General features: G+C 70.9%; 19 protein-coding genes. 10 read left to right on the top strand and 9 right to left on the bottom strand.

What is annotated here, in order from left to right:
• Nucleotides 1–14: 14 nt before the first annotated feature.
• From ACFRMN_RS29305 to ACFRMN_RS29320, 4 genes are all read right to left on the bottom strand, one after another.
• Entirely contained in the window at nucleotides 15–1,361 is a 1,347-nt protein-coding gene (locus tag ACFRMN_RS29305) for an ABC transporter ATP-binding protein (protein ID WP_383024854.1), read from the bottom strand.
• Nucleotides 1,362–1,420: 59 nt separating this feature from the next.
• A complete protein-coding gene (locus tag ACFRMN_RS29310; RefSeq protein WP_383024856.1) occupies nucleotides 1,421–2,785 on the bottom strand; it encodes an MFS transporter in 1,365 nt (454 codons plus the stop codon).
• Nucleotides 2,785–4,248: a CitMHS family transporter gene (locus ACFRMN_RS29315; protein WP_383024858.1), complete on the bottom strand. Its 1,464-nt coding sequence runs from the start codon at nucleotides 4,246–4,248 to the stop codon at nucleotides 2,785–2,787. Before ACFRMN_RS29315 ends, ACFRMN_RS29310 begins: the two co-directional genes overlap by 1 nt.
• A gap of 302 nt (nucleotides 4,249–4,550) precedes the next feature.
• On the bottom strand, nucleotides 4,551–5,219 hold the full coding sequence (locus tag ACFRMN_RS29320) for a TetR/AcrR family transcriptional regulator (protein ID WP_383024978.1): 669 nt from the start codon (nucleotides 5,217–5,219) through the stop codon (nucleotides 4,551–4,553).
• Nucleotides 5,220–5,417: 198 nt separating this feature from the next.
• Here ACFRMN_RS29320 and hmgA point away from each other — a divergent pair, with 198 nt between their 5' ends.
• From hmgA to ACFRMN_RS29335, 3 genes are all read left to right on the top strand, one after another.
• Entirely contained in the window at nucleotides 5,418–6,749 is a 1,332-nt protein-coding gene (hmgA, locus tag ACFRMN_RS29325; protein WP_383024860.1) for a homogentisate 1,2-dioxygenase, read from the top strand.
• 105 nt (nucleotides 6,750–6,854) lie between these two features.
• The gene (locus ACFRMN_RS29330; RefSeq protein WP_383024862.1) at nucleotides 6,855–7,613 is read left to right on the top strand and encodes a GntR family transcriptional regulator; all 759 of its coding nucleotides are present in this window, start codon (nucleotides 6,855–6,857) and stop codon (nucleotides 7,611–7,613) included.
• A gap of 117 nt (nucleotides 7,614–7,730) precedes the next feature.
• Nucleotides 7,731–8,942, top strand: coding sequence for a type ISP restriction/modification enzyme (locus ACFRMN_RS29335; protein WP_383024864.1), 1,212 nt, complete (start codon nucleotides 7,731–7,733; stop codon nucleotides 8,940–8,942).
• Nucleotides 8,943–8,958: 16 nt separating this feature from the next.
• On the opposite strand, the gene ACFRMN_RS29340 is transcribed toward ACFRMN_RS29335, so the two are convergent.
• Nucleotides 8,959–9,687 (bottom strand): TetR/AcrR family transcriptional regulator, encoded by a 729-nt coding sequence (locus ACFRMN_RS29340; RefSeq protein ID WP_383024866.1) that lies wholly within the window; start codon nucleotides 9,685–9,687, stop codon nucleotides 8,959–8,961.
• Between the two features lie 63 nt (nucleotides 9,688–9,750).
• Here ACFRMN_RS29340 and ACFRMN_RS29345 point away from each other — a divergent pair, with 63 nt between their 5' ends.
• Together ACFRMN_RS29345 and ACFRMN_RS29350 are read left to right on the top strand one after the other, a co-directional pair.
• Nucleotides 9,751–10,767 (top strand): ATP-binding cassette domain-containing protein, encoded by a 1,017-nt coding sequence (locus tag ACFRMN_RS29345; protein WP_383024868.1) that lies wholly within the window; start codon nucleotides 9,751–9,753, stop codon nucleotides 10,765–10,767.
• Complete coding sequence (locus ACFRMN_RS29350; protein WP_383024870.1) at nucleotides 10,764–11,546, top strand: ABC transporter permease; 783 nt, start codon at nucleotides 10,764–10,766, stop codon at nucleotides 11,544–11,546. The genes ACFRMN_RS29345 and ACFRMN_RS29350 overlap by 4 nt, the downstream gene beginning before the upstream one ends.
• Nucleotides 11,547–11,880: 334 nt before the next feature.
• On the opposite strand, the gene ACFRMN_RS29355 is transcribed toward ACFRMN_RS29350, so the two are convergent.
• Together ACFRMN_RS29355 and ACFRMN_RS29360 are read right to left on the bottom strand one after the other, a co-directional pair.
• Entirely contained in the window at nucleotides 11,881–12,144 is a 264-nt protein-coding gene (locus tag ACFRMN_RS29355) for a hypothetical protein (protein ID WP_383024872.1), read from the bottom strand.
• A 328-nt stretch (nucleotides 12,145–12,472) separates the two neighbouring features.
• On the bottom strand, nucleotides 12,473–13,282 hold the full coding sequence (locus tag ACFRMN_RS29360) for an SGNH/GDSL hydrolase family protein (RefSeq protein ID WP_383024874.1): 810 nt from the start codon (nucleotides 13,280–13,282) through the stop codon (nucleotides 12,473–12,475).
• Between the two features lie 631 nt (nucleotides 13,283–13,913).
• Between ACFRMN_RS29360 and ACFRMN_RS29365 the strand changes: the two genes are divergently transcribed.
• From ACFRMN_RS29365 to ACFRMN_RS29380, 4 genes are all read left to right on the top strand, one after another.
• Complete coding sequence (locus ACFRMN_RS29365; protein ID WP_383024876.1) at nucleotides 13,914–14,753, top strand: glycosyltransferase family 2 protein; 840 nt, start codon at nucleotides 13,914–13,916, stop codon at nucleotides 14,751–14,753.
• A gap of 74 nt (nucleotides 14,754–14,827) precedes the next feature.
• Nucleotides 14,828–15,919, top strand: coding sequence for a glycosyltransferase family 2 protein (locus ACFRMN_RS29370; protein ID WP_383024878.1), 1,092 nt, complete (start codon nucleotides 14,828–14,830; stop codon nucleotides 15,917–15,919).
• 35 nt (nucleotides 15,920–15,954) lie between these two features.
• Nucleotides 15,955–16,749 carry a polysaccharide deacetylase family protein gene (locus tag ACFRMN_RS29375; RefSeq protein ID WP_383024981.1) on the top strand — a complete coding sequence of 265 codons (795 nt, stop codon included), beginning with the start codon at nucleotides 15,955–15,957 and terminating at the stop codon, nucleotides 16,747–16,749.
• Nucleotides 16,750–16,883: 134 nt separating this feature from the next.
• The gene (locus ACFRMN_RS29380) at nucleotides 16,884–17,993 is read left to right on the top strand and encodes a DUF5925 domain-containing protein (protein WP_383024880.1); all 1,110 of its coding nucleotides are present in this window, start codon (nucleotides 16,884–16,886) and stop codon (nucleotides 17,991–17,993) included.
• A gap of 85 nt (nucleotides 17,994–18,078) precedes the next feature.
• Here the strand turns inward: ACFRMN_RS29380 and ACFRMN_RS29385 are convergent, their stop codons facing one another.
• The gene (locus ACFRMN_RS29385; RefSeq protein ID WP_383024882.1) at nucleotides 18,079–18,453 is read right to left on the bottom strand and encodes a GntR family transcriptional regulator; all 375 of its coding nucleotides are present in this window, start codon (nucleotides 18,451–18,453) and stop codon (nucleotides 18,079–18,081) included.
• A 115-nt stretch (nucleotides 18,454–18,568) separates the two neighbouring features.
• Between ACFRMN_RS29385 and ACFRMN_RS29390 the strand changes: the two genes are divergently transcribed.
• Entirely contained in the window at nucleotides 18,569–19,492 is a 924-nt protein-coding gene (locus ACFRMN_RS29390; protein ID WP_383024984.1) for a GNAT family N-acetyltransferase, read from the top strand.
• A gap of 84 nt (nucleotides 19,493–19,576) precedes the next feature.
• On the opposite strand, the gene ACFRMN_RS29395 is transcribed toward ACFRMN_RS29390, so the two are convergent.
• A complete protein-coding gene (locus ACFRMN_RS29395; protein WP_383024884.1) occupies nucleotides 19,577–20,701 on the bottom strand; it encodes a methyltransferase domain-containing protein in 1,125 nt (374 codons plus the stop codon).
• Nucleotides 20,702–20,765 lie beyond the last annotated feature (64 nt).

Here is a 20,765-nt window from a genome sequence, read left to right on the forward strand (position 1 = left end):
GCGCGCGGGGAGGGTCACATGTCCACGAGTCCCGGCATGTCCCTCGGCGCGGGGCAGATCCGGCGGCCGTAGTCGTCGAAGACATAGAGGTGCGCGAGATCGACGAGGAGCGGCACCTGCGCGCCCGTCCGCAGCCGCATGTCGGGGCCGGTACGGACGACCAGATCGCTGGCCGAGATGGCGGCACGCTCCGGGCTGTACGTGGCCGGGCGGGGCGGTTCCGGGTCGTCGAGCGCCACGACCGGACCGCTGACCCGGCCCATCGTGCGCTCCTTGAGCCGCTCCAGCATCCCGGGGCCGCTCCTGCCGCGCCGCCGGGTGGGCGACTTGGGCCGGGGGGATTCGAGATCGGCCACCACCGCGGGCCGGGAGCCGATGTCGAGATGCACCAGCGCCTCATGGCCCTGGTACTCCATGTGCTCGACGATGCCGCTCAGCGCCACCTCACCGGGGCGTGCCTGGCTCGGCGCGGCGATACGGGCCGCCTCGGAGCGCAGCCCGACGATGATCTGCCTGCCCTGCTGGATACGGAGCAACTGGTGGTCGGAGCTGAGGGGTTCGGGCAGCGGGAGGCGCTGCTTGCCGAGGTCGATGGACATCCGTCCGTCCAGCGGCGCGAACACCACGGCCTGGAGCAGATTGATCCGGGGGGTGCCGATGAACGCGGCCACGAACACGTTCTCCGGCAGCGCGTACACCTCGCGCGGCGCGCTCACCTGCTGGAGCACTCCGCCGCGCATCACCGCGACCCGGTCGCCGAGTGACATCGCCTCCGCCTGATCATGTGTCACATAGACGGTGGTGACGCCCAGTTCGGCGGTGAGCTGGGCTATCTCGGCGCGCAGATGGCCGCGCATCTTCGCGTCGAGATTGGAGAGCGGTTCGTCCATCAGAAAGGTGGAGGGCCGCCGGGAGATGGCCCGGCCCATCGCGACCCGCTGGCGTTCGCCGCCGGAGAGCTGGCTCGGATAGCGGTCGAGCACGCTCTCGATACCGAGCATCCGGGCGGTGGCCTCGACCCGTTGGCCGCGGTCCCCGCGCGGATTCTCCAGCATGAGGGGGAAGCCGATGTTGTCGCGGTTGGTCATGTTCGGGTAGAGCGCGAAGTTCTGGAACACCATCGCCATGTCGCGTTCGCGCGGCGGCGCTTCGTTGGACAGCTCGCCGTCCAGGAGCAGTTCGCCGTCGGTGATGTGCTCAAGACCGGCGATCATGCGCAGCACGGTCGATTTACCGCACCCCGAGGGGCCGAGGAGCACCACGAACTCGCCCGGTGCGATATCGATCGAGAAGCGGTCGACGGCGCGGGTGGAGCGTCCGTACACCTTGCTGACGCTGTGCAGAGAGATGGCGCGAGTCATGAATTGTTCCGCCCGGGAAGAAGAAAGGTGGAGCGGTTGGGACGCCTGAAGTTAGCCGACTACGCGCTGTCAGGGAATGACTCGTGCGAAGGTTCAGTGACCTTGGGGGACTTGGAGGCCGCGCGGACAGGTGGGGCGGCGTCGCGTGCCGATGGGCGGCGCCCCACCTCGGCGCCCGCGCCGGTACCGGTGCTGTTACCGGTACCGGGCGGTGGGACGGCGGGGGGCGTCCCGCCCGACTTGCGCAGGCCGAGTCCGGCCGCGCCCACCAGCAGCGCGCCGAGCATCACGAACGGCGCGGCCGTGCCCGCGACCCCCGCGATCAGACCGGCGGTGGCCGGGGCGGCGACCTGTCCGAGCCGGTTGCCGGTGAGCCGTAGCGCGAGGGCGGTGGAGCGGGCCTCGTCGGGGGCGGCCCGTACGACGGTCGTCATCGACAGCGGCTGGCCGACGCCCAGACAGAACCCGAGTGCCGCGAGCATCAGGGCGAGCCCCCACACCGGTACGGGCAGGGCGATGCCCGCGCACAGCAGGCCGCCGAGCAGACAGGTGACGGTGAGCAGGACCGTACGGCCGAGCCACCGGATCATCGGGGTCATCACGAGCCGGCAGGCGATGGTGGCCGCGGCGCGCAGGCTGAGCAGCAGACCGATCACGGTGGGCGTGATCCCCCGCTCCTCGCCGATGACCGGAAGGTAGGCGGTGAGGACATCGGTCGCGGAGAGCACGGCCAGGCTGATGAAGATGCCCGCCGGTACGCCCCTGGTCCGCAGGATGCGGTGGACGGGGACCCTGGCGGAGCGCCGAGTGGCGGTGGCGCCGCGGGCCGTACGCGCCTCTATCCGCCACAGAGAGGTGAAGGAGACCGCCGCGGCGGCGGCCGAGACGAGCAGCGCGAGTGCGCTCGTACGGGCCATCTCGCCGCCCTGGCCGGAGACCAGCAGCCCGGCGGCGACCGGTCCCGCCAGCTGCCCGAGGGAGGCGCCGATGGTGAAGTGGCCGAAGTTGCGGTCCTGTTCGTCCGGGGCGCTGCGGCGGGCGACGATCGACTGGGCGCCGATGACGAAGCAGAGATGGCCGAGGCCCATCACCCCGCTCCAGGCTGCCAGTTCGGGCAGGGAGCCCGACGTACCGCTGAGCGCGCAGCCGGCCGAGATGAGAACCACCCCGGCCACCAGCAGAGGGGCGCACCGTCCGTGGTCGGTCCTGCGGCCGAGCGGTACGGCGACGAAGAGCGGCAGCAGCGCGTAGACCGCCGTGATCACACCGATCGCGCGCTCGTCCGCGCCCACGGAGAGCGCCCGGTAGGAGACCGCGGGCCGCGCCATCGACACCGCGCCCTGCGCGAAGCCGAAGGCGATGACCAGACGGAGGAGCCAGCCTCTCCCACCGGGCGCCCCGACCGGGGCCGGAGCGCGGACCATCAGATGATTCCGAAGAGGATCCCGGCGGCGAGCACCACCAGCGAGGTGAGCGCGGCCCACTTGACCGTGAACTTGGTGTGGTCGCCGAACTCGACCTTGGCCATGCCGACGAGGACATAGACGGCGGGCACGAGCGGGCTCGACATGTGCAGCGGCTGGCCGACGAGGGAGGCGCGGGCTATCTCCAGCGGGGAGACGCCATGGGCGGCGCCGGCCTCTGCGAGCACGGGCAGGACTCCGAAGTAGAAACCGTCATTGGACATGAAGTAGGTGAGCGGCAGGCTCAGCACGCCGGTGACGATGGCCATGTGCGGACCCATGCCGTCCGGAATGGCGCCGACGAGCCAGTCGGCCATGTGCTTGACCATACCGGTGCCGGTGAGGACGCCGGTGAAGACGGCGGCGGCGAAGACCATACCCGAGACGTTCAGAACGTTGTCGGCGTGGGCCGCGATCCGGGCCTTCTGCTCGGCCATGTTGGGGTAGTTGACGGTGAGGGCGAGGGCCGCGCCGAGGAGGAAGAGGACCGGGATCGGCATCAGTTCCATGATCATCGCGGTGAGGAGGGCGACCGTCAGCCCGGCGTTGAACCAGTAGAGGCGGGGGCGCAGGGTCGCGCGGTGGGGGTCGAGCCCCTGGAAGCCGTCGTCGTCGGACGTCTCGTCGTTGTCGGTGGCGTCGGTGCCGCTGCCGCCGGTGGCATGGCTCGTACCGGTAGTACCGCCGCCCTTGCCGGAGCCGCCCTGTCCGGAGCCGCCGCCGACGGCCGTCGTGCTCGTACCGCCTCCGGCCTTGATCAGTACGGTCTCGCTCGTGGTCCCGTTCTCCAGCGCCTCGTCGAGGGTGAGGACGCCCAGTCGCTTGCGCTCCCGGAGGCCCAGCACATAGGCGAGGAAGAACACGGCGAGCAGTCCGACGCCGAGCGCCGGGATCATCGGGACGAACACATCGCCGGCGTCGACCTTGAGCGCGGTCGCCGCACGGGCCGTCGGACCGCCCCAGGGCAGGGTGTTCATCACGCCGTTCGCGGTGGCGGCGACACCGGTCATCACGATCCGGCTCATCCCGAGCCGCTTGTAGAGCGGATACATCGCGGAGACGGTGATCATGAAGGTGGTGGAGCCGTCGCCGTCCAGCGAGACGATCGCGGCGAGCACGGCCGTACCGACGACGATCCGCATCGGATCGGCCTTGCAGAAGCGCAGGATGCCCCGGACGATCGGATCGAAGAGCCCGACGTCGATCATCACGCCGAAGTAGACGATGGCGAACATCAGCATGGCGGCGGTGGGCGCGAGGTCGCCGACGCCCTTGATGACGTAGTCACCCAGCTGTCCGCCCTGCCCTACGAGGACACAGAAGAGTGCTGGAATGAGCACCAGCGCCGCGATCGGCGACATCTTCTTCATCATGATCAGCACCAGGAAGGTGGCGATCATGACGAAGCCGAGGATGGTCAGCATGTGGAGGCCCCTCACGTTCACCCTTGAACTCCCGCCGGGGGCGGCGGTCCGGATGACGTTAGAGCCGGCCTCCAGCCGTTAACAAGATGTTGACATGCGAGCAATACGAGCAAAAGCCCAGGTCACGGCGGGGATGGTAGGGGCGAGCCGGCGGAGCGGGGTGGCCGGCGACGGCTCGACGGCGAATCCATTGAGTTCGTCCGCGCCTTCGACTGAGTTCGCCCACGCCTTCGACCTGACGGGCGGCCGGACCACACGCGCCGGACCACACGCGCCGGTCGGCGTGCGTCGGTCGGCGTGCGTCAGTCGAATGTCCTGGCGAGATAGGCGCGCAGCAGCTTCCTCGTCTCCCCCACGATCCAGGGATCACCGGCCGGATCCGTACGGAACGCCAGCTGGAGCAGCGCGTCGGCGGCCTCGACGGCGACCAGGACCGTGCGGTGCAGAGCCGGGTCGGGCGCCCGGCCGAGATGGCTGGAGAGCAGCCCGGCGAGGCGTCTGGCGACCCGGTGGTTGGGGTCGGTCGCCGGGTCGACGGGGATACGGTCGAGGGGCTGGGGCCGGGTGCCCAGCGGGAGTTGGGCGCCGAAGTCCACGAGCGAGAAGCCGGGCACGGTGCGCTTCATGGAGAGGTACTCGTCCAGTACGGCGTCGATGGCACCCCGCCAGTCGTTCGGGTCGAGTGTCGCGAGCCGGTCCGCGATGCCCTCGGTATAGCCGTCCAGATTGCGCCTTCCGAGTGCGTCCGCCATGGCCCGTTTGTTGACGAAGAAGCGGTAGACCGAGCCGATGGGAACGCCCGCGCGGGCGGCGACGGCCCGGGTGGACAGCTGCTCGTACCCGGTCTCGTCGAGGAGCGCCCCGCAGGCGTCGAGGATCCGGGCCAGCCGCTCCGTGCTGCGCTGCTGCACAGGCACGGTGCGGAGCCCTCCGACCTCGGATTCTTCGTCGGCCTCCGGGTCCGCCCCGATATCGGCGTCGGGGGCGGAGTCGGGCTCGGGCTCGGGTTCGGCGCCGGCGCGGGGCTCGGCATCGGGCTTCGTATGCGTACGGTCGCGTGACACGGGATCCATGATGCCGCTCGGCCCCGTTGACGTGGCGCACCACTAATCCTACGGTTGTCCATAGGATTAGCCTTCCGGGATTCCTTGATCGAGGAGCGGATACCGATGACGAACGACATCGAGCGGGCGCGGAAGACGGCCGGGGATCTGGACCACTCCTTCGGCTTCGGCAATGAACACAGCTCCGAGGCCGTGCCGGGGGCGCTGCCGATCGGCCGCAACGCGCCCCAGCGCGCGCCGCTCGGTCTCTACGCGGAGCAGCTGAGCGGCAGCGCGTTCACCGAGCCCCGCGCGCACAACCGGCGGTCCTGGCTGTACCGGATCCGGCCGTCGGCCGCGCATCCGCCGTTCGTACGTATCGACAACGGCTCGGTGCGTGGCGCCCCGTTCACCGAGACCGTGCCCGACCCCAACCGGCTGCGCTGGGACCCGCTGCCCGAGCCCGCCCCCGGCACGGATTTCCTGGCCGGTCTGTGGACGCTGGGCGGCAATGGAGACGCGGCGCAGCGCACAGGGATGTCGATTCATCTCTACTACGCCAACTCCCCCATGACGGACCGGGTGTTCAGCGACGCGGACGGCGAGCTGCTGATCGTTCCCGAACAGGGCGGTCTGCTGATCCGTACGGAGCTGGGCCTGCTCGCGGCCCAGCCGGGCGAGGTGGCGCTGATCCCGCGCGGGACGCGCTTCCGGGTCGAGCCGCTGGACGAGACGGCACGCGGCTATGTGTGCGAGAACCACGGCCGGCCGTTCGTCCTGCCCGACCTCGGGCCGATCGGCGCCAACGGTCTGGCCAACGCGCGTGACTTCCGCGCGCCGGTCGCCGCGTACGAGGACATCGAGCGGCCGACCCAGGTGGTCAACAAGTTCTGCGGCAATCTCTGGGCCGCCACCTATGACCACTCCCCGCTCGATGTCGTGGCCTGGCACGGCAATCATGTGCCGTACGTCTACGATCTGCGCCGCTTCAATGTCATCGGGACCATCAGCTACGACCACCCCGATCCGTCGATCTTCACGGTGCTGACCTCCCCGTCCGAGACCCCGGGCCTCGCCGGAGTCGACTTCGTCGTCTTCGCGCCGCGCTGGCTGGTCGGCGAGGACACGTTCCGGCCGCCGTACTTCCACCGCAATGTGATGAGCGAGTACATGGGCCTGATCGAGGGCGCGTACGACGCCAAGACGGCGGGCAAGGGAGGCTTCGTCCCCGGCGGCGGCTCGCTGCACAACATGATGTCCGCGCACGGCCCCGACCGGGAGACCTTCGACCGGGCGAGCGCCGCCGAGCTCAAGCCGCAGAAGATCGACGACGGCCTGGCCTTCATGTTCGAGACCCGCTGGCCGGTGACGGCGACCGCGCAGGCGGCGGGTGCCGGCCATCTTCAGCGCGGCTACGACAACGTATGGCAGGGTCTGGAGCGCCACTTCAGGCCATGACCCGGAGTTTCGGACACTCAGTCGGACACACAGTCGGACACACAGTCGTGGAGGTGCCACCGTTTTGGAGTCGGTTTTGGAGTCGCCACAGCCGGGGAGTCGCCGGTGACCTCCTTCGCCCCGGACTCTCTGATCCTGAACCGCAAGCTTCCGCTCTGGTATCAGGTCTCCCAGTCGCTGCGCGCCTCGATACTGGGGCGCCGGCCGCACGATCCGCTTCGGCTGCCGACCGAGGAGCGGCTTGCCTCGCACTACGGCGTCAGTGTGCTGACGATGCGTCAGGCGCTCAAGGAGCTGGAGACGGAGGGCCTGATCAGCCGGCACCGGCGGCGCGGCACCTTCATCGAACCGGGCGCCCGGCGCGGCGCCCCGCGCCGGCTGCTCGGCTCGATCGACGCGATCGTGGCCCAGCAGTCCGGTGAGCTGACCACGCTCCTCGGCCATGGCCCGGCCCCGGTGCCCGGCGAACTCGCGGAGTACTTCCCCGGGGCGGACGAGGTGGTCACCTACCGCCGGCTGCGCTGCGACGGCGAGAGCGGCGAGCCCGTCAACTGGGCGGAGAACGCGGTCCGTCCGGATGTCGCGGCCGGCATCGAGGTGACCGATCTGGAGCGCTGGCCGATGACGAAGGTGCTGCGCGACATCGTCGGGATCCGGATCAGCCGGATCACGGACACGGTGGAGGCCCGGCTCGCGGACCCGGTCACGGCCGAGTTGCTGCGGGTGCCGCTGCTGAGCCCGATCCTGCACTACACGGGGGTGACGTACGACGAGAGCGGCCGGGTCGCGGATGTGGCGCGGATCCACTACCGGGGGGACCGGTTCTCCTTCTCGGTCACGGTGGAGGCGGACCTCATGGGTTAGGGACTGTCTGCCCGGGTCAGGAACTGTCTTCGGAGGACAAACCGCCCCGGCGGCCCGTGCGCGGTGGCCGATAGCATGCCGCCGAGGGCGCAGAGACCGACGGGAGGGACGGTCCGCATGATGGCGACGCGGTCCGGGGCGGCGGGCGAGAGTCCGCTGCTCAGCGATCTCATGCCGTGGTCGACGCCCCCGCTGCGGTTCGGCAGGGAGTGGATCCTCGCGCCCGACCGGCCCTCCCTCACCGCCCGCTGGGACCGGCTCGTACGGGCCGAGGGCGCCGAGCGCGAGGCGCTGTTCGGGCCAACCCGGGCGCGTACGCCGTACAGCGCGGTCGCCGCTCTGCCGGGCCGGGCCACCGGCACCGGGCGGTTCGCGCGGGAGTCGGGGCGCTGCCCCGAGCCGGTACGGGTGCTGCACGGGCCGTTCGACGAGCAGTGGCTGATCCCGGACCACCGGCTGATCGACGCGGCCCGCCCCGAGCTGTGGCGGGTCGCCGACGACCATCAGATCTTCGCCGTGGAGCAGGGCTTCGTACCGGGGGCCGCCGGGCCCGCGCTACTGGTCGGCGCGGTGCTCCCGGACGGCCGTTCCCCGGCCGGGCGGCCGGGCGGGATCCGGCCGCTCTACCGCCGCCCCGGCGGCGTGGAGCCCAATCTGACCCCCGGGCTGACCGCCCTGCTGGCCGCGCGGTACGGCCATGAGGTCACCGCCGGGGAACTGCTCGCCTGGGCCGTGGCGGTCGCCGTGGGCACCCCGGCCGGCTGCGCGGTGCCGCTGACCGCCGACCCCGCCGTCTGGGCCTCCGGCGTCGAGCTGGGGCGGCGGATGATCCGGATCCAGCTGCGCGGGGCGCACGGCGGTGAGCGGCCCCGGCTGCCCGGTGGCCGCCGTCCCTATGTACGGGCCGCCGTTCCGGCCCGGCCGGAGGCGATCGACTACGACCCGGGGGACGAGGTGCTTCGGCTCGGCTCGGGCCGTATCTCCCCCGTACCGGCCGGTGCCTGGGAGTTCACGGTGGGCGGCGTGCGGACGCTGGAGCTGTGGTTCGAGCGCCGTACGGCCCGCCCCGAGCCGGGCACACTGGCGGCGATCCGCCCGTCGGAGTGGCCGCGGGAGTGGACCTCGGAGCTGCTTGAGCTGATCACGGTCCTGGCGCTGCTGGCGGAACTCCGGCCGCTCCAGGCGGAGTTGCCCGGCGACGGTCCGGGGATCAGTACGGCGGAGCTGCGCGCCGCGGGCGTTCTGCCGGTCCCGGCGGCGGCCCGGCGGCCTGCCTCCGTACTGGACCATCACGAGGAGGGACCGGAAGGCCAGTTCGCGCTGATCTGACCGAGTGCGGCCGGCTTCAGGAGGGCCCCGGCCGCCGGGTGTCGAAGGCGTCCAGGACCCGTGCGAGCGCCCGGTCGAAGACGGCCTCCATGTCGATCGGCCCCGAATCCTCCGCGAACGCCGCCGCCAGCCGTGGATAGCGGCCGGACGCGATCTCCCGCCCCAGGTAGGCCATACGTACGGTGTGCTCCTGCTCCGCCGACCAGGGCAGGGACTTGGTGCGCTCCGCCGTCTGGAGCTCATTGGCGACATACGTGGTCACGACGCCGTTGACCATCGCCACCAGCTCCATCTTCTCGCCGTAGGGCGCGTCGATGGCGTCCAGACAGCTCAGGCTGTATTCGAGGTACCGCATCGTGTTCGGGCTGAATCCGTAGACGGCCGACATCAGCCGCGCCATCCACGGATGTACGTGCATGATCGCGCGGGCCCGGTGCGCGAGGCTGGTCAGATCGGCCCGCCAGTCCCCGCTCGGCTTCTCGGGCAGGTCGTACTCGCCGGAGACCCGGTCGACCATCAGCTCGTACAGATCCTCCTTGCGCGGCACGTAGTTGTACAGCGACATCGTGCCGCAGCCCAGTTCGGCGGCGACATGGCGCATGGTCACGGCGTCGAGGCCGCCCTCGTCGGCGATACGGCAGGCCGCCGCCGCGATATCGGCGCGGCGGAACGCCGGTTTGGGACCGCGTCCTGACCGCTCCGGACGTGCCCAGATCACTTCGGGTTCAGCAGGCCGCCCCGCCATCGATCATCACCTCGTCCACCATCTTAGTTACGTACAACGTACGTAGTGCGCTACGGTGGACCCATGACAACTACGTACGCTGTACTTAGTGAAGGTCTGGAGAAGCGCTACGGCGCCGATGTGCACGCCCTTCGCGGCCTGGACCTGGCCGTCGCGGAGGGCACGGTCTGCGGGGTGCTCGGGCCGAACGGCGCGGGCAAGACCACCGCCGTACGGATCCTGACCACCCTCACCACCCCCGACGCGGGCACCGCCCTGGTCGCCGGGCATGACGTCCTCGCCGATCCGCGCGCGGTACGCCGGTCGATCGGGGTCGCCGGTCAGTACGCCTCCGTCGACGGCGAGCTGACGGGCCGGGAGAACCTTCGGCTCTTCGCCAAGCTGCTCCGGATCAGGGGCCCGGCGGGCCGGGCCCGCGCCGATGAGCTCCTGGAACGCTTCGAGCTGACGGACGCGGCGGACCGGGCCGCACGGACCTACTCCGGCGGAATGCGGCGGCGGCTCGATCTGGCCGCCAGCCTGCTGACCCGGCCCCAGGTGCTGTTCCTCGACGAGCCGACCACCGGACTGGACCCGCACAGCCGCGACCAGATCTGGCGGGCCGTACGCGAACTCGCCGAGCGGGGCTCCACGATCCTGCTGACCACGCAGTATCTGGAGGAGGCCGACCGGCTGGCCGACGACATCGTGCTGATCGACCGGGGCCGGGCCGCCCACCGCGGCACCCCGGCCGAACTCAAGGCACGCATCGGCTCGTACGCGGAGGTCGTCCTCGCCGAGCAGCCCACGCGGGCCGCGGCGGAGATGGCGATCCTCGCGGCGGCGGCCGTACTCGACCAACTGACCGGCGCCGAACCCGCGCTCGACCGGGAACGCCGTACCGCGGGGGCCGTGGCGAAGGACCCTTCGCTGACCCTGCCCCGGCTGGTGCGGGAGCTGGACACGGCGGGGGTGCCGGTGGCCGACGCGAGTCTGCGTCCGCCGACCCTCGACGAGGTCTTCCTGCGACTGACCGACCGTACGGACCCCGGCGCCCCGCATAGGCACGACGGGCGATACGACAAGGAGCACGCCGCGTGAACGCGATCGCGTACGACAGCGGTGCCGTCCTCGGACGGCACCTCCAGCGGATCAGGCACGCGCCGGGCGTGGTGATCCTCACCCAGGCCATGCCCATCAACATGCTGCTGTTCTTCGGCTATGTCTTCGGCAGCGCGCTGGCGATGCCGGGTGAGCAGTACCGCGCGTATCTCGTGCCGGGGCTGCTCGCCGCGACGGCCGCGGGCGGCATCATGACCGGGATGTTCCAGGCGTCGCAGGACGTGCAGCGCGGGGTCATGGACCGGTTTCTGACGCTGCCGATGAGCAGGGTCGCCGTACCGCTGGGGCAGACCGCGGCGGATCTGCTGACCACGGCCGTGGGGATGGTGCCGCTGCTGCTGGTGGGGCTCGCGGTGGGGTGGCGGATCGACGGCGGTGTACCCGGCGCGCTCGGCGCCCTCGGGCTGCTGCTGCTCTTCCGGTTCGCGGCCAACTGGGTCGGTACGTATCTCGGGCTGCTCATCCGAAATGAGGAAGCGGCCGGTCAGCTCGGCGCGGCGACATTCATCCTGCCACTGCTCTCCAACGCGTACATCCCGGCCGAGGGGCTGCCCGGCTGGCTGCGCGTGATCGCGGAGTGGAACCCGATCAGCGCGCTCGCCGCGGCCGTCCGCGATCTCTGCGGCAATGCCGCGCCGGCCGCGGACGCCGCCTGGCCGGTGGCGCATCCGGTGGCCGGATCGCTGCTGTGGTCGCTGCTGCTGCTCGCCCTGTTCGTACCGCTCGCGGTCCGGCGGTACGCCGGAAGCGACGCGTAAGGGCGGCGAGTCGCCGGACGCGCCGCTGAGGGAGCGGGGGGAGCAGAGGGAGAAGGGTGCCTGGGCGGCCGGCCCGGACCGGTGTCGGGGAGTGAATTCACCGGCCGGGGCCGCCGCTTGAGGAGAGGTCACGCGCCGGGCGAACGCTCCGGCGCACCGCTGCGGGCCGTTGGGGATGACGGACGAGTGGAGTGCAGCGCTGCGCCGGGCGGCGTGATCACCCGAGCACGTTCGGGAATGCTCGGGCAGGCTCGGACACGTCGGGAACGCGGTAACTCCGTGAGGCGGTCACGCGCTCACGGTGCGGCGCGTCGACGCCGTGGAGCCGCGAGGATCAGCGGCGGCTGCCGAACAGCGAGCGGCGCAGCCGCCGCAGCGGAGCGAAGAGCGAGACGCGCGCGCCCTTGCTTCCATGTGTCTCCGAGGCATCACGCGATGTCAGCTCGCGCATCAGCAGCGTCGCCTCGGCCGCCTCCCGCTGGGGCACGGCGGGACCGCCGAGCACCGAGAGATGGCGGTCGAGGCGCGAACTGGACGCGCTGCTCCCGCACGTGATCGCAGGGACTCGCGCCCTGCTGTGCACCGTTATCTGTTCCATTTCACTCCCCACCCGTACGAGGGCACCCGGCCCGGGCAGGTTAACCCTATCGCCCCACCCGGACACCCGTGTATACCGCCTTTGCGATTGACCACACCCGTACGAGTAGCGACAGCCACCGCTCGATCCATCTTATTTCAGGGCGAGTTGGACACTTCGCCGCATCCGGGACCGATACGTGCGGCGGGGCCGGATCCGGGTCTCACCAGGCCCCGGTCACCGGCCCCGCCATCGTCACGGCATCAGGTCGTCATGGCATCAGGTCGCCACCGACCGACGCGCCCGTCACACCGTCACGCCCGTCACACCGTCACGCCTGTCGCGCCCGTCACGCCGCCGAGCGGAACACCGGCAGATAGCCGCCCGACTGACCAGCGGCGGTGGGGTGGTACGACTCGCCGATGTTGAGCCAGTTCACGCTGTGCAGCCACGCCGAGCCGGAGCAGATCTCATGCCCGGTGAAGGCCCCGGCGACATCGGCGAAGGTGAAGCCGTAGTCGGCCGCCCGCTTGGCGGTCGCCGCGTTGAGATAGTCGGAGGCGCCGTTGATCGCGGCCCGCTCCGCCTCGCTCAGCCCCGTGGCACAGGTGCCGTTGAGCTGGTAGAAGCGCGGATAGCCGAGGACGACCACCCGGGCCGACGGCGCCTTGGATCTGATCGCCGTGTACACCGAGTTGAGGTTTCCGGGCAGGGTGCTGTCGACGAAGGCGCGCGCCTGTGCGACCCGGCTGAGGCAGGTCGCCTCCGACTGGAGCACGCAGGTGGTCATCACATCGGCGAAGCCGGCGTCGTTCCCGCCGATGCTGATGCTGACGAGATCCGTTCCCGAGTTGAGCGGGCCCAGCTGATTGGCGGTCACATCACCCGTACGGGCACCGGAACAAGCGGTGAACGCGAACGAGGCGGGTGCGTTCGCGGCCGCCCAGAGCGCGGGGAACGCCTTGGGGGTGCGTTTGCAGCTGCCGCTCGCGCTGTCGTAGCTGCCGGATCCGACGCCCGACGAGTACGAGTCGCCGAGCGCCACATAGTCGACGGCTGCCGCCGAGTCCGCGGCCTGGGCCGTGGCGGCTCCGGTGAGAGCGAGCACGGCGCCAAGAAGGAGCGAGGACGAGAACGCTGTGATGCGGGACAGTTTCATAAGACCTCTCCTAGCAGGATTGCTGCCTCAACTTTGTTACCAGGCAGTTCACTTCCCTGGAAGTGTCCATGCCAAGAACATTCCGAGAGGCTTCCCAGCCGGAGCGTCAGAAGCACATGATTCGCCCCTGTTCGAATAGATCCGATCAGGGAGGTTACGGATGCGACCGGCGATGTACGGCCAAAGAAGCGAAAACCGTGCCGAGGTTCGAGGTCTTGCCATAAGGTCCCAACCATCAATACCGTCTTACATCCACCCGCATCGGCCCATCGCACGCGTGGCTCAAGGGGAGGGCTCAAGCGCCGCGTTGGGTTCCGGGGCGGGTCGCGGTAGGGGGGTGGCCGCACTCGGTGACCGCGTGCGGTGCCAAGTCGCATGCCGCGCGACACGTTCCAACGCTCACCCGTCCAGCGGGAGTTCTACGATCCATGCCGTCATGGCGGGGTGAGAACCCCCCTTTCGAACCGGAAACACAGCCGGACCGCCCGGGGGCGGGCGGTCCACCGGACGAGAGGGAAAGAGACAAGTGAGCGCTTTTCTGCGCCCGGAATCGTCGGGCGAAGACCCGTTAGTCATCGTGAGTTCGGTCAGTTCCGTCAGTTCCGTCAGTTCCGTCAGTTCCGTCAGTTCGGTGGGCAAGGTGAGCGAGCGGCCTTATCGGCCGGTCTCCTCTCATCTGGCGATCGCCCCGCCCGTGAGCATCGTGATACCCGCGATGAACGAGGCGGAGAACCTTCCGTACGTCTTCAGGTCCCTGCCCGACTGGATCCATGAAGTCGTGCTCGTCGACGGCGATTCGACCGATGACACCGTCCGGGTCGCCCGTGCGCTCCGGCCGGACGTGAAGGTCGTGGAACAGCGCGGCAAGGGCAAGGGCGACGCCCTGATCAGCGGCTTCGCCGCCTGCACCGGCGACATCATCGTGATGGTCGACGCGGACGGCTCCGCCGACGGGCAGGAGATCGTCTCCTATGTGTCGGCCCTGGTCTCAGGCGCCGACTTCGCGAAGGGCTCACGGTTCGCCAACGGCGGTGGTACGGACGACATGACGCCGATCCGCAAGCTCGGCAACAGGGTGCTGTGCGCCGTCGTCAACGCCAAGTTCGGCGCCCGGTACACCGATCTCTGCTACGGCTACAACGCCTTCTGGCGCCACTGCCTGGACGAGATAACGCTGGACTGCACCGGGTTCGAGGTCGAGACCCTGATGAACATCCGGGTGGTGAAGGCCGGGCTGAGGGTGCAGGAGATACCGAGCCATGAGTACGACCGGATCCATGGCGTCAGCAATCTGAGAGCCGTTCGCGACGGACTGCGGGTGCTGCGGGTGATACTGCGCGAGAGACGCGTCCCCCGGTCGGTCCGGTCCGTCCGGGCGGTCCGCCGCCGTCCGGCCGGGCTCCGGTTCACCATCCCGGCCGTCCCTGTCGTCCCCGTGGCACCCACGATGCCCCGGGGTGAGGTGTTATGACCCGCCCCCATCACCGCGATCGTCCCCACCACCGCGATCGCCCCCGCCCTCGCCATTGGCGCCCGTTCTCCGTGGTGATCTGCGTCTATACCGAGGACCGCTGGGACGACATCCTCGCGGCCGTCGACTCGGTACGGCATCAGTCACTGCCTGCCCTGGAAACGCTTCTCGTGGTCGACCACAACACGGCTCTCCTGGCGCGGCTCGGCCGGGAGTACCGGGAGCACGCGGCGCGCGGGGAAGTACGGGTGCTCGCCAACGCGGGCCCGCGCGGCCTCTCCGCGGGCCGCAACACCGGCATCGCCGCCGCCCGCGGTGAACTGGTCGCGTTCCTCGACGACGACGCCGTCGCCGAGCGGGACTGGCTGCGCTTCTTCGACGAGGCGTACGACAATCCGCGCGTGCTGGCGGTCGGCGGGCGGACGATACCGGTCTGGGCCTCGGGGAGCAGGCCGCGGTGGTTCCCCGAGGAGTTCGACTGGGTGGTCGGCTGTACGTACCGCGGACTGCCGCACGGCACGGCGCGGGTACGCAATGTGCTCGGCGGGAACGCCTCCTTCCGGCGTACCGCGTTCGATTCCGCCGGGGGGTTCGCGACGGGAATCGGACGCGACGGCGACAAACGTCCGCTGGGCTGTGAGGAGACGGAGCTGTGCATCCGGCTCACCACGGCCGTACCGGGCGCGGTGATCCTGATCGACGACCGGTCGGTCATTCACCACAAGGTGCCGGCGGTCCGCACCCGGCTCGGCTACTTCCGTACGCGTACCTACGCCGAGGGGCTGTCGAAGGCGCTGGTCGCCAGAAGCGTGGGGGTGGAGAAGGGGCTCGCGTCCGAGCGCCGCTACACCACCCGCGTGCTTCCGGCGGGTGTCGTGCGCGGCGTGCGCGACGCGTTACGGGGGCGGCCCGGCGGTCTCGGCCGCGCCGGCGCGATCGTCGCGGGAGTGACGATGACGACCGCCGGCTATCTGGTGGGCCTGTTCCGCAGCCGGGGCGGGGGCGTCACCTTCTCCTCCGGCCCGATCGAGACCGGTCCGGTCAAGCCGGGACGAGTGGAGCCGGGTCGGGTGGAACCGGGACGAGTGGAGCCGGGTCGGGTGGAGCCGGGTCCGGTGGAGAGGGCCGCGGTGCCGCGCACCGGCCCCCGGGGGGCGGTCGCGTGAGCGGGGGCGAGACGGGCACCGCCGTACCGATCCTCATGTACCACGCCGTCGGGCACCGGCCCCCGGCCGCCACGTACGCGCTGTCCGTCTCGCCCGAGGCGTTCGCGGAACAGATGGAGTTGCTCCACACGCGCGGGTTCACGCCCGTCACCACGGCGCGGCTCGCCGGTGCCTGGCGCACGGGCGCGCCGCTGCCGGAGCGGCCCGTACTGATCACCTTCGACGACGGGTACGAGGGCGTGCACCGGCACGCGCTCCCCGCTCTCGCCCGGTACGCCTTCCCCGCCACGCTGTTCGTCTCGACGGGGTGGCTGCGCGGGCCGTACGACGAGGGCGGCGCCCCGGACACCATGCTCGACTGGGACCAGGTGCGCGAACTGGCCGCCGCCGGTACGGAGATCGGCGGCCACAGCCACACCCATCCGCAGCTGGACCAGCTCGATGACCGGCGGCTCGGGTTCGAGACCCGGCGCTGCCGGGAGATCATCGCGACGGAGCTGGGCGCCCCGCCCGACTCCTTCGCCTATCCGTACGGCTACTCCAGCCGGCGCGTACGGCGTACGGTCCGCGCGGCGGGGTTCACGCAGTCGCTCGCCGTGGGAAACGCGCTCGCCCGCCGCGGCCAGGGCCCGTACGCCCTGACGCGGGTGACGGTGCGCCGCGCCACGGGCATCGAGGAGTTCGGGCGGCTGGTGGAGGGGAGGTCGGTCGGCCGCTCGTTCGCCGGGGACCGGGTGCTGACCAAGGGGTACGCCGTGGTGCGCCGCGCCCGGCGGGCGGGGCCGATCGCGCGGGAGGTGAGCCGCGGGCTCGCGGCCGGCCTCAGGTGACGGATACAGCCACAGGTACGGGTAGGGGCGGGGCCGGGGCCCGTGGGGACCGGCCCCGGAACCTTCGGCCACAAGCAGCCGCCACAGGGCAAAACACCGTGCATCGGCCGCTCCTGTGCCGGATCATGGGCGACATGTCTGCCAAGCCTCAGGACGCCCTGCCGATCCGGCTCAACGTCGACGACAGCGACTCGCCCTCGGATGTGGTCGACGCGCTGTTCCTCGGCCGCTTCGCCACGGGCGAGCAGCCGTACTCCCACAGCTCCACGATCGACCGGGTCAGAACGGGTGTGACCCTGCTGCCACCGGACGCGATCGTGCTGCGCTCCGCCCGCGACGACGACCGCAGCGCGACGCTCGCCGAGGGCGCCGGCTGGACGCTGCTGGTGTCCCGTTGGAACCGCGGCGCGGATGTCACGGTGACGGCGGTCAGCTCCGAACTGGCCGAGAAGATCCACCACCAGGTGACGGACGGCGCGCAGGACGAGCCGGAACCGCAGCCCGAGAACGTGACCATGGGCTTCTGGTACGTCTCGCCGCGCCGCGGCCCGCACCGCACCACCCGGCAGATCGCGGCGGGTACGTGGGACGAGGTGAGGCCCAACTACACCGCGCCGGTCGCCGACGCGATGGACCGGCTGATGAAGGTGACCCCGGACGACATCGCGGGCCGGCTGCTCCTGCTGCACGGCCCGCCGGGCACCGGCAAGACCTCCGCGCTGCGCACGCTGGCCCGTTCGTGGCGCGACTGGTGCCAGGTGGACTGTGTCCTCGACCCCGAGCGGCTGTTCAACGATGTCGGCTATCTGATGGACATCGCGATCGGGGAGGACGACGGCTCGGCGAAGGGCCGCTGGCGGCTGCTGCTCCTGGAGGACTGCGACGAACTGATCCGCGGCGAGGCCAAGCACACGGCGGGCCAGGCGCTTTCGCGGCTGCTGAACCTCACCGACGGACTGCTCGGCCAGGGCAGGAACGTCCTGGTGGGCGTGACGACCAACGAGGATCTGGAGCGGCTGCATCCGGCCGTGGTCCGGCCCGGCCGCTGTCTGGCAAGGATCGAGGTCGGCTCGCTGACCCGTTCGGAGGCGCTGTCCTGGCTGAGCAGGGAGGACGGGGACTGGGAGACGGCGGTCGGCCGCGAGGGGGCGACGCTGGCGGAGCTGTACGCGCTGCGCCGGGGCACCGGCCCGGCGTCGGTCCCGGCCCAGCACACGGGCGAGGACGCGGGCCTCTACCTCTGACGCCCGCGTCCCGCACCCGTTGTCCGGCGGTCGCCCGTACCACTTCCGGTCACTTGGCGTGTACGGCTCACTCGACGTGGACGGCTCACTTGGCGTAGACGGCCCGTACCGCTTCCTCCACCGCGGCGAGCGCGGCGGCCCGGCCGAGCCCCAGTCGCTGGGCGCGCTCCGCGTAGGCCCGTGCCGCCACCGCGGTCTCACGCTCGGCGGCCTCCCCCGCGGCGGCGACGAACGTACCGTTTCTGCCCCGGGTCTCGATCACCCCGTCGGTCTCCAGCGCGCGATATGCCTTGGCGACGGTGTTGGCGGCCAGCCCCAGCTCCTCGGCGAGCCCCCGTACGGTCGGGAGTCTGTACCCGACGGGCAGCGCGCCGGACCGCGCCTTCCCGGAGATTTGGGCACGCAGTTGTTCGTACGGTGGGGTCGTGGCAGCCGGGTCGATCACGATCTTCAAGGTCACGGACCGATTCTCCCCCACGACCCACCGCCACCGGGCGGTACACGGCAGGGGTGGCCGGAACGCGACGGGAAAAGGAGAGGCGGACCGAGGAGGCGCGCCCGTAGTGTCGCGCTCCATGAATGTGACCGTCCGTGATTTCCGCCCCGGGGACGCCGAGGCCGTCGTCCGGCTGCGACGCGCCTGCGTTCCATTCCTCATCACGACCGAGGAATCCCTCCTGTTCGATGTGGCGACCGCCAACCCGGCCAAGAAGTACCGCCTGCTCGTCGCCGAGGAGGCGGGGGAGATCATCGGATCTGCGCATGTCGGCATCGCGTACGACAGCAGCGAGCCGGGCCAGGCGTCGGTCACCCCGCAGGTTCATCCGGAGCGCCGGGGCCGTGGCGCCGGGTCGCTGATCCTCCGTACCGCCGAGGAACATCTCGCGGCGCACGGCGCGACGAGCGTCTACGCGTGGGTGTTGGAGGAGCCGTCCAGCATCGCCTTCGCCGAGCGCCGCGGCTACCGCCCGACGCGTCTGGCACACTTCCAGCGCCTCGATCTGGCGAGGGGCGTCCTGCCAGGACCGCCGGCGGAGCTGCCCACGGGGGTGGTGCTGCGTACGGCGCTGGACTACGCGGCCGATCCGCGCCCGCTGTTCGAGGCGGACGCGGAGGTGACATCCGACGAGCCGAGCGACATCAGCACGGGCCTGGACGACTACGACGACTGGCTGAACCACACCTGGAACCAGCCGTGTCTGGACCGCGAGCTGACGACGGTGGTGGAGGTGGCAGGCCAGGTCGCCGCGTTCACCTTGGCCCATACCGACGGCGCCACCCGCTATCTGACCGCGATGACGGGCACGCGCCGCGCCTTCCGCGGCCGGGGCCTGGCCAAGCTCGCCAAGACGGACTCCCTCCATCGCGCCGGCAGGGCGGGCTTCCTGGACGCGTACACCGCGAACGACGGGGCCAACGGCCCGATGCTGGCGGTCAACCGGTGGTTCGGCTACGAGATCTGCGCGTCGGAGATACGCCATGTCCGCACCCTGGGCTGACGCCCCCGCCGCCCCGACGCCCCGCCGCTCCTGTGAACCAGCCTGAAACCGGATTGAATTGGCCACGGCCTGCCGCCGGCATCGTCAGTCACCGGACCGTCCCGGCGTCGAGTGCGTCTCCCGGTGCGTGGCGGGCAGGATGACCGACCGGTCCGGGGTGCCCGGGGTGTGGGCGATCGGGTCGTCGTCCTCATGCCAGTGGATGACGAAGCGTTCGCCGGCGCGGTAGGCGTCGAGGCCCGCGCGGCAGTAGGCGACCAGATCGTCCGGGAGCGCGGACAGCGGATGCCAGGAGAGGCCGGAACACTTCTCCGGCTCGCGGTTGAACGGCTCGCCCCCCGCGCCGTACGCGGCCTCGAAGAACCAGCCGATCCGGGGCTGTCCGGCCGGTCCCCGGTGCTGCATGACCAGCGCGACGCGCAGATCGGCGGGGGTCAGCTCGACGCCGACCTCCTCGTACGCCTCACGGATCATGGCCGTACGGACGTCCTCGCCCTTCTCGACATGTCCGGAGGGGCCGTTGAGCAGGCCGTCCCCGTATCCCGTGCCGGAGCGGCGGGCGAGCAGGATCTCGTCGCCCCTGCGCAGGATCAGATGGACGTCGACCACCTCGGTATGGCGCCGGGGCGGGGCCAATTGGGCGATCAGCGCGTATCGCTCGTCGTCGACGGGGCGGCCCCACAGGGCGGGATCCGCGGAAAGCCGCTCGTGGTGGACCCGTTCGGTGAGCGGGGCCAGGGCGGCGGTGAGCCGGGCGGCGGGCAGGCCCGTACCGGACCAGACTCCTTCGATCAGCACCAGCCGGCCGCCCGGTCGCAGCAGCGATGTCCAGTGCCTCAGGGTCTCTTCGGGATCGGGCAGCGCCCACAGCACATGGCGGGCCAGGACCACATCGAACGTCCGCTCCCCCACCGGCGGCCGCCCCGCGTCACCGACCAGCACCTCCGCGTCGGTACCCGCCAGCTTGGACCTGGCCAGACCCACCATGCGGGGCGAGAGATCGACGGCCGTCACCCGATGGCCCTGCTCGGCGGCGAGCAGGGCCAGGCTGCCCGTACCGCACCCGAGGTCGAGCACCCGGGAGGGCTCCCTGGGCAGCCAGCCCTCCAGCCGGGCGGCCCAGGCGGCGCGGACGTCGGGGTCGAGCAGCCCGTGATCGGGCTCCTGGTCGAAGGAGTCGGCGAGGGAATCCCAGTCGATCGTCGTCATGTCCCGATACTGCCAGCCACCACTGACAACGCCCCTGGCCTCGGACAACGCCCGTAATGGCAGG

The organism is Streptomyces sp. NPDC056835 (assembly GCF_042789485.1).
Taxonomy (GTDB): domain Bacteria; phylum Actinomycetota; class Actinomycetes; order Streptomycetales; family Streptomycetaceae; genus Streptomyces.

Bases quoted from the DNA above. Each gene is read 5' to 3' on its own strand.
- ACFRMN_RS29305 (WP_383024854.1), bottom strand. From the start codon at position 1,361: ATGACTCGCGCCATCTCTCTGCACAGCGTCAGCAAGGTGTACGGACGC.
- ACFRMN_RS29310 (WP_383024856.1), bottom strand. From the start codon at position 2,785: ATGGTCCGCGCTCCGGCCCCGGTCGGGGCGCCCGGTGGGAGAGGCTGG.
- ACFRMN_RS29315 (WP_383024858.1), bottom strand. From the start codon at position 4,248: ATGCTGACCATCCTCGGCTTCGTCATGATCGCCACCTTCCTGGTGCTG.
- hmgA (WP_383024860.1), top strand. From the start codon at position 5,418: ATGACGAACGACATCGAGCGGGCGCGGAAGACGGCCGGGGATCTGGAC.
- ACFRMN_RS29335 (WP_383024864.1), top strand. From the start codon at position 7,731: ATGATGGCGACGCGGTCCGGGGCGGCGGGCGAGAGTCCGCTGCTCAGC.
- ACFRMN_RS29340 (WP_383024866.1), bottom strand. From the start codon at position 9,687: ATGGCGGGGCGGCCTGCTGAACCCGAAGTGATCTGGGCACGTCCGGAG.
- ACFRMN_RS29345 (WP_383024868.1), top strand. From the start codon at position 9,751: ATGACAACTACGTACGCTGTACTTAGTGAAGGTCTGGAGAAGCGCTAC.
- ACFRMN_RS29355 (WP_383024872.1), bottom strand. From the start codon at position 12,144: ATGGAACAGATAACGGTGCACAGCAGGGCGCGAGTCCCTGCGATCACG.
- ACFRMN_RS29360 (WP_383024874.1), bottom strand. From the start codon at position 13,282: ATGAAACTGTCCCGCATCACAGCGTTCTCGTCCTCGCTCCTTCTTGGC.
- ACFRMN_RS29375 (WP_383024981.1), top strand. From the start codon at position 15,955: ATGTACCACGCCGTCGGGCACCGGCCCCCGGCCGCCACGTACGCGCTG.
- ACFRMN_RS29380 (WP_383024880.1), top strand. From the start codon at position 16,884: ATGTCTGCCAAGCCTCAGGACGCCCTGCCGATCCGGCTCAACGTCGAC.
- ACFRMN_RS29390 (WP_383024984.1), top strand. From the start codon at position 18,569: ATGAATGTGACCGTCCGTGATTTCCGCCCCGGGGACGCCGAGGCCGTC.
- ACFRMN_RS29395 (WP_383024884.1), bottom strand. From the start codon at position 20,701: ATGACGACGATCGACTGGGATTCCCTCGCCGACTCCTTCGACCAGGAG.